This window comes from Vibrio hibernica, from assembly GCF_015223435.1.
Lineage (GTDB): Bacteria > Pseudomonadota > Gammaproteobacteria > Enterobacterales > Vibrionaceae > Vibrio > Vibrio hibernica.
In genome coordinates this window covers 1-8533 of record NZ_VHKO01000078.1, presented here as the reverse complement: position 1 = coordinate 8533, position 8533 = coordinate 1, and the positions used below count along the sequence as shown (strand labels likewise).

The 8533-nt window shown below is 40.0% G+C and carries 7 protein-coding genes; 2 read left to right on the top strand and 5 right to left on the bottom strand.

Translation table 11 applies throughout. From position 1 onward, the window contains the following. The 5 genes from nhaR to rppH all read right to left on the bottom strand — a co-directional run. The coding region (nhaR, locus tag FH976_RS14925; RefSeq protein WP_194091592.1) for a transcriptional activator NhaR at positions 1–884 on the bottom strand (884 nt) is incomplete at its 3' end. 119 nt (positions 885–1003) lie between these two features. Beyond that, on the bottom strand, positions 1004–1855 hold the full coding sequence (locus tag FH976_RS14920) for a thymidylate synthase (protein WP_194091591.1): 852 nt from the start codon (positions 1853–1855) through the stop codon (positions 1004–1006). Positions 1856–1858: 3 nt separating this feature from the next. Continuing rightward, complete coding sequence (gene lgt / locus FH976_RS14915; protein ID WP_194091589.1) at positions 1859–2698, bottom strand: prolipoprotein diacylglyceryl transferase; 840 nt, start codon at positions 2696–2698, stop codon at positions 1859–1861. Positions 2699–2868: 170 nt separating this feature from the next. Beyond that, positions 2869–5118 carry a phosphoenolpyruvate--protein phosphotransferase gene (gene ptsP, locus FH976_RS14910; RefSeq protein ID WP_194091588.1) on the bottom strand — a complete coding sequence of 750 codons (2250 nt, stop codon included), beginning with the start codon at positions 5116–5118 and terminating at the stop codon, positions 2869–2871. Between the two features lie 168 nt (positions 5119–5286). Next, positions 5287–5802, bottom strand: coding sequence for an RNA pyrophosphohydrolase (gene rppH, locus FH976_RS14905; protein WP_190330850.1), 516 nt, complete (start codon positions 5800–5802; stop codon positions 5287–5289). 602 nt (positions 5803–6404) lie between these two features. On the opposite strand from rppH, the gene mutH reads away from it, so the two are divergent. Together mutH and FH976_RS14895 are read left to right on the top strand one after the other, a co-directional pair. Next, on the top strand, positions 6405–7076 hold the full coding sequence (gene mutH / locus FH976_RS14900; protein WP_194091586.1) for a DNA mismatch repair endonuclease MutH: 672 nt from the start codon (positions 6405–6407) through the stop codon (positions 7074–7076). A gap of 245 nt (positions 7077–7321) precedes the next feature. Then, positions 7322–8356 (top strand): NADP(H)-dependent aldo-keto reductase, encoded by a 1035-nt coding sequence (locus FH976_RS14895; protein WP_194091585.1) that lies wholly within the window; start codon positions 7322–7324, stop codon positions 8354–8356. The last annotated feature ends 177 nt before the right edge of the window (positions 8357–8533 follow it).

Below are 8533 nucleotides of genomic sequence, written 5' to 3'. Positions count from 1 at the left end.
AATAAATCACTAAAGTCGGCATCACAAACATTTTTTACCGCAGGATGTTGGATCATTCGCTCTGCAAATATAACGTAATATTCTTCTTTTAGCTCTTCAACTTCACTCACTAAGCATAAAGGTACTTCACCTTTTGCTTCATCAAAATAGATAGTAGGCGCTAAAAAAATAGCGTCTTGATGATATAGAGCGAAGGCTTTCATTAACGCAGCATCATCAAACTCACCTAATATATTGGGTGTTATTGCATGTCTTTCAAACCAATGCATAACATTGCGTCCCATTGCGGTGCGACGCCCGGGAATAAGTAATTTTTTATCTTTTAAAATAGCGGGAAAATCTTGAGAATCCACCACACTAGATGAAAAAAAACTCATCTTACACTCACCGAGTTTCTTACTAAATAAACCAGGGCTTTGACTCGAATCAACAGGACAATCGGATAAGATCATATCTAACTTATGCTGTGACAGTTGTTCTAATAATAGCTCATGGGTTGATTCAAAGCAGCGTAAATGAATGCTGTTATCATCCGGCACGGTCGTCAGTAGAATTTTACTTACCAGTCTTTTAGAGAGGGAATCGGCAACACCCACATCAAACAGAACATTTTTTTGTTGGCTGTAGTTAACGATATCGAGCATTTCATAACTCAAACCAAACATTTTATCAGCATAACGAAAAATCATCTGGCCCAACTCGGTGGGTTCTACACTACGACCACTACGCTTTAATAACTTTCCTTTCATTCGTTCTTCAAAGGATTTAATTTGCCCTGTCACGGTTTGAGGTGTCAGGAATAATGCTTCTGCCGCTTTTACCACTGAACCTTGTTTACAAACCATCCAAAAATAATAAAGGTGGTTGTAGTTTAAATGTGACATCCATTACCTCGCAAACCGCTAAATAGGTTTTTATTTTAAATTTTTCGAATAATAAAAAAGCCCCTATTCCGTATAACACGTGAATAGGAGCTAAGATTGGCATTTTGGTATCAAAAAACCTAAACCGAAAATGGGTACTTAATTGCATCATGGCATTGATAATCGGTCACATCAAAATCATCTAAGGTTACCCAAGTCTCTAAATCTTCTAGAGTCTTAATCTCAGGGTTAATATGAAATTGAGGCGCAGAAAAAGGTTTACGCTTTAGTTGAATATCTTTCATCGGTGCAAGTTGGTCTTCATAAATATGACCATTGACAATTTTATGATAAGCAACACCCGCTTTTTTACCGGTAATTTGTGCCATGATGGCTAAAAATACATAAACTTGCACCATATTGAAATTCAATCCTAACGGAACATCACATGAGCGTTGGGTACTATTTAAATATAAGGTATCCCCTAACAACGAAAAGTGATGGCTGTACATGCAAGGGCGCAAACACCCCATATGAAATTCGCCTGGATTATAGAAATTTAAAATCTCACCACGATCATCAATACCACGAGTTAAGTCATCAACAATTTTTCTTAACTGATCAACCGAACCGCCATCAGGTTTAGCCCAACTCCGACCTTGAACGCCATAAACGCGTCCCATATCATCCTCACCTTTACGATAAGAATTATTAAGCCAGGCATCATTTAGGTTGGCATTCGCATCCCAGGTTTTGGTACCAAGCTTACGAAAATCGTCGGCATTATCATAACCACGAATATAACCAAGTAGCTCAGCCACCGCCGATTTCCAAAAGCTTTTACGTGTCGTCACCAAAGGAAAAGAATTATTACCGACATCATAAGTAAGATCGGCATTAATGATGGTTAAACAGCGCTTTCCAGTACGCTCATTTTCAACCCACTGACCTTCATCAATAATGCGTTGGCAAAGTTCTAAATATTGTTTCACAATTTATTTCCCTTTTACTGCTTTGCTGGTTTTTTCTTTCGCTGCTAATGTCGGCTTTTGTGTCTTATAAGACCAAAGCATAATCAAAGCGCCAACAATAATCATCGGCGTGGATAGAATCTGTCCCATCGAGATCACACCATCAAATAAACCCAATTGAGCGTCAGGCTGACGAACAAATTCAACACTAAATCGGAAGACACCATAACCAATCAAGAATAATCCAGAAACCGCTCCAGCAGGTCTAGGTTTACGAATAAACCAATTCAGAATGAGGAACAACACAACACCTTCTAAAAAGAATTCATACAACTGGGAAGGGTGGCGCGGATATGGGCCACCATTTGGGAAAATAATAGCCCAAGATACATCGGTGACGCGCCCCCATAGCTCGCCATTAATAAAATTACCAATTCGCCCTGCCCCTAAACCAAATGGTACTAGAGGGGCAATAAAATCAGCCACACCAAAGAAAGTGCGCTTATTTTTTCGGGCATACCACCACATTGCGGCGATCACACCCATCAAGCCACCATGAAAGGACATCCCTCCTGTCCATACTTTGAATATGTACAAAGGATCAGCCATCCAATAGTCAAAACCATAAAATAATACATAGCCAATACGCCCGCCGAGTACGACACCGAGGAAACCAGCGAATAAGAGATCGGACACTTGTTCACGCGTCCAAGTACTGCCGGGTTTATCTGCACGGCGATTAGCAACATACATCGCAAAAGCAAAACCAAGTAAATACATTAAACCATACCAACGAACCCCAATTGGGCCGATGGCAAAAATAACGGGGTCGATATGGGGAAAGACTAAAAATCCCTGACTCATAAAGAAGGTCTCTCTGTGTTGTAAAATTGAAAAATGGTAAGTAAATGTCTGACCGATAAAGCCAACTTTAGTGCCATCGAATATAAAAAAGGGTCACTGAATGAGAGGTATCATAAAGTAAACCCTGATGAGATGCAGCACTTCTGCCCTATAGTGACTATATTCAGTATTTATTTTTTACCCGCTCGGATAAACCCTGCCAGTCCTTTCTCTTCAAGATAAGAGCATATCGACTGATAAATCTGGTTACCATACGGTTCAGATAGGGCTTTAATACTTAATTCTGATAACTCCGATACGCTAACATTTCGTAATATATATTTAATTCGAGCCACATTCGAAGTATTCATGCTTAACGAGCGATAACCTAATCCAATTAATATTAATACCCCAATAGGATCCCCTGCGAGTTCACCACAAATACAAACCGGTAACTTATATTGTTGGCAAGTATCAAAAATATGCTTTAACGCCATAACAACAGCTGGATGAACATGTTCATAAACATCCGATACTCGAGAATTATTACGATCTACGGCCAGTAAATATTGCGTAAGATCGTTTGTTCCCACCGAGACAAAATCGACTTTATCTGCCACTAAAGGCAATAAATATAGCATTGATGGCACTTCAAGCATGATCCCAAGCTGTGGCCGAGAAAGATCGGGAATACTTTGTAATACTTCTTGATACGCGCGCTCAAGCAACGCTTTGGCATCATCAATCTCTTGGCAACCAGAGATCATCGGTAGCATGATACTTAAATTATCAAGCCCAGCGCTCGCCTTTAGCATTGAACGTAGTTGGATCAAGAATATATCAGGATGATCTAGAGTAAAACGGATCCCTCGCCATCCCAAGAATGGGTTATCTTCTTCAATAGGGAAGTATGGCAGTGCTTTGTCGCCACCAATATCCAAAGTGCGCATAACGACACTTTTTCCAGGATAGGATGAGAGAATTGCTCGGTAATGCAGGGTTTGCTCATCTTCTGATGGAAAGCCATGGTGCATCAAAAAAGAGATTTCTGTGCGATATAAACCAACGCCATCGACACCTTGATTAATCGCGATATTGGTATCCGCACTTAAGCCCGCGTTTAACATTAATTCCACACGATGCCCATCTTTTGTATAGGCCGGTTCTGGCAACTCTTGCTCGACGAGTTCGGAAAGCTCTTGCTCCTCATGAGACAATGCTCGGTATTCTTTTAATAATTGTTTGGTGGGTTCAATAAAAATATCCCCACTGTACCCATCAACAATCCCTAACTTTCCGATCAATATATTAGGTTTGATTTGCGCGCCCATAATTGCAGGGATCCCCAGAGCACGGGCTAAAATCGCGGCATGAGAATTAACCGCCCCCTCCAAGGATACAACAGCCAATAATTTATCTTTTGGGATCCCCGCTAAAATAGACGCAGTGAGCTCTCGTACCACCAAAATAACGGGATCTTTAAAGATAATATCTCGTGCATCACTATTATGTAAAAAGAACAACAATCGGTGTCCAAGTTCTTTAATATCATTCGCTCGTTCACGTAAATAAGGATCCGACATCTCACCAAAGCGTTTAGCATAAGTCTCAATCACTTGCCGTAAAGCCCAATCCGCTCGATCACCTTTTTCAATCAACCGATTAAGGTCCGCCTTTAACATAGGATCATGCAGCAAGTGAATATACAATTCAAAAATAGCCAGAGTGTCTTTATTTAGCTCACTATCAAATCGTTTGCGCATACGGCGAAAATCCGCAATCGCTTGTTCAATCGCAAGCGCCAACCAATCTTTATCATACTCAGCATTGAGCGTAGAAGCAGGCGAGACTCGAGTCAGATCCGGATGAGTGTCATCCCACCACAAAGGGCCAATTGCGATACCTCGAGATGCGGCAACCCCTTTAAAAGATCGAACCGAGTGCCCTTCTAACTTCCATAAACCTTGAGCTTGGCTATGCGCAATAATGACGGCCAGTTGTGTTGCAAGCGTCACTAAAAAGGATTCTTCAATTTCGCTAAATAATCTAGGAGAGCGTTGTTGGATAACCAAGACACCGAGCACTTGGCGACGATGAATAATGGGAGTACCGAGAAAAGATTGATAGATATTCTCCCCAAGTTCGGGAAAATATTTAAAATTAGGATGTTCTTGAGCTTTGGCTAAATTTAATGGCTCGGCACTACGGCGTACTAACCCAACCAATCCTTCAGAAAAAGGAATATGAATAGTTTGCCCTGAAAACTTAAGACCTTGAGTCGCCATCAGCTCCAATCGGCTCTTACCATTGTTGGTAAGATAGATCGTACAGCATTCCGTTTGCATCGCTTTGCAGGTTTCTTGCACCAAAATGCTAGAGGCTTCTTGTACTGTTTCAGCCTTAGACACTTGTTCAACGATATCTCTCAATTGAATCAGCATTTTGGGAAGTTCCTCCTTGAGTGATACCACAATATATACCTATACCACTTTCGGTATAAACTTTATTCGTTATGTGTCCTTTACTTAAAACTGCTGCGTTACTCGGTAGGTGTACCAAGAAAAAATCGGCTTTACTCTAATAAGTCTATTAAAGTAAAGCTGATTAATTTATCGACGTGGTTTACGTTTAGCATTATTACTTGGTTCACGAAATGGCATTGCTAACGCAGCGAATTCTTTCATTGCTCGTCGGTAAACATCTCGTTTAAAAGAAACCACTTGCCTAACTGGATACCAAAAACTGACCCAGCGCCAACCATCAAACTCAGGGGTTTTACCTCGATTCATGTTGATATTCGCTTCATCACATTCAAGTCGCAGTAAAAACCATTTTTGTTTCTGTCCAATACAAACTGGTTTTGAATCCCACCGGACTAATCGCTTTGGTAATTTATACCTTAACCAATGACGACTCACCCCGATAAGTTTCACATCTTGTTTAGTAAGACCAACCTCTTCATACAGCTCTCGGTAAAGTGCTTGCTCTGGAGTTTCACCATCATCAATACCACCTTGAGGAAACTGCCAAGAATGTTGTCCGTATCGTTTTGCCCAGAAAACCTGACCATGATGGTTACATATTACAATCCCCACATTTAAGCGGTAACCATCGCCATCTATCACGGCTAACCTCTAATATAAATCACTGTTACTAGTGATTTTTTCACATATCCACAAAAGGGGCAAATTTCAAGTGCATAATCTAGTGTTTTTTATTACTTAGCGCCCACTTTTAATGATTAATCGACCAAAAAATAACTTATCAACATCTCGATACCCACTATTTCATATTTATTCACTATTTCTGTGAATAAATATGTGAAGAAAATGATAAAAGTAAATTGAGTAAAAAAAAGCACAGAGTAAATAACCGTCGATCCATTAAGATAAAATATTTTTTCTAATTACAAAACAGTTAGATAGCAGAATTATAAATTTCAAAAAATCACCAAAAGATCTCAAGGATCCTTTATTTTACTTGAACGGTCAAAGATCCATCATGATCGCTATTATCCACATCTATTTTGCTTTTTACATGGATCTCTCCTCTAAACCATTGTTTATATTTGTTTCAATATAAACAGATTCAGTTAAAAATGCCTCAACTTAATTAAAACAGAGATCACTTGTGGATAACTTTTATTTTTCTTTTGATCCGATTAAGACCCTCAAAATATTTTAGGGTAATATTAGGCTATTAGTCACTACTTCTTACTGAAAATACCATGCAACCACCACCAAAAACGAGACAAGAACTACTGAAACGTGCGAATCAAATAGCAGGACAAACCTTTTTTCAACTTGCCAAACAAGCTGACATCGAGATCCCTGATGATCTTACCCGTGAAAAAGGTTGGGTCGGACAATTACTTGAATGGCATTTAGGCGCGGAAGCAGGAAGTAAACCTAAACCTGATTTTGAACATTTAGGTATTGAATTAAAAAGCATTCCAATTGGCTATAATGGTAAGCCTTTAGAAACCACCTTTATTTGCGTTGCTCCATTAACCGGAGTGCAAGGCTTAACTTGGGAAGCTTCACACGTCAAACATAAGCTCGCTCAAGTCTTATGGATTCCAGTTGAAGGTGAACGAGAAATTCCATTAGCCGAGCGTCGAGTCGGTTTACCTTTACTGTGGTCACCTGATGACGAAGAAAAACAGCAACTCCAACAAGATTGGGAGGAGCTTATGGAATTTATTGTATTAGGGAAAGTTGAAGAAATTACCGCTAAGCATGGTGAAGTAATGCAACTCCGCCCAAAAGCCGCCAATAGTAAGGTCGTCACTGAAGCCTATAGCGCTTCCGGCCAACCATTTAAAACATTACCAAGAGGGTTTTATTTGCGCACGCAGTTTACTGGGAATATTTTAAAGAAACATTTAAAACTCACATAATAATCGAGCGGCCTTAACCTTTATTAATCGTCGATAACCAAAGAGGTTACAGTGAGGTGGCAAGTGAACAATTCCTTATGAGTTTAGCTCGTCGAGTGATAAGGGGTGAAGCCAACAAAGCTTCAGTTTCAAACTAAGGCGAGGATAAATAGTCAGTAAAAAGACACCGCTACAACAACATTTACTCCCCCAACTGTTTTGCTATATATTGGGATCAATACGAAAAAGATCATCAAGGACGTGCAATGAAGTACCACAAGATCCCACACTCAACACTTGAAGTAAGCAAAATAGCCCTAGGCACGATGACGTTTGGTGAGCAGAATACCCAAGCAGAGGCCTTTAACCAGCTAGATTATGCCTTTGAGCGCGGTATCAATTTTATCGATACGGCAGAAATGTACCCAGTTCCGCCAAAACCGACGACTCAAGGCTCGACTGAGGAATATATCGGAAATTGGTTAGAAAAATCGGGAAAACGCGAAAAAATCATTTTAACCACTAAGGTAGCAGGCCCAGGAAGACTCTCTCACATTCGTGACAATATGAGCCTTGATCGTCGAAATGTACATTTGGCAATGGATAGTAGCTTACAACGGCTTAAAACAGATTATGTCGATCTTTATCAAATTCATTGGCCTCAACGTAATACTAATTGCTTTGGACAACTTAATTATCCTCATCTAGACGAGCAGCAAGAAGTTACCTTGATTGAAACACTAGAAGCGCTCGCTGAGTTAATTAAAGCCGGAAAAACACGTTATATTGGGGTATCAAATGAAACGCCGTGGGGGGTAATGACCTTACTTCGTTTAGCGGAAAAACACGATCTGCCAAGAATTATCTCAATTCAAAATCCATATAACTTACTCAATCGTAGCTTTGAAGTCGGTTTATCCGAAATAAGCCACCATGAAGGCGTTGAATTACTCGCTTATTCTCCCCTAGCCTTTGGTGTATTAAGTGGTAAATACTTGAATGGTCAACGCCCGCAAGGAGCGCGTTGCAGCCTATTTGAACGCTTCGTCCGTTACTTTACTCCACAAGGTGAAGCCGCAACTCAAGCGTATATTGATGTAGCAGACAAACATGGCATAGATCCCGTTCAAATGGCATTAGCCTTTGTAAATCAACGCCCTTTCGTTGCTTCCAATATTATTGGTGCAACAACAATGGAACAATTAGAAGCCAATATAAACAGTATCGATACTCAGCTAAGTGAAGAATTATTAAAGGATATTATACAAGTCGGGGCTCAGTTCTCAAATCCTTGCCCTTAACGCTTCCTACTAGCTAAAAATAAAGGAGTACAACATCAAAGTCGTACTCCTTTTTATTACGTAATCTGCCGAATTGTGAGAGTTCAGCACCATATATACCCAATTAACTTGAAGTTGCAGATTTTAGAACGTGAAAATTATCATTAATTCGAGACGTCAGTGAGGCTGCAACTTTTA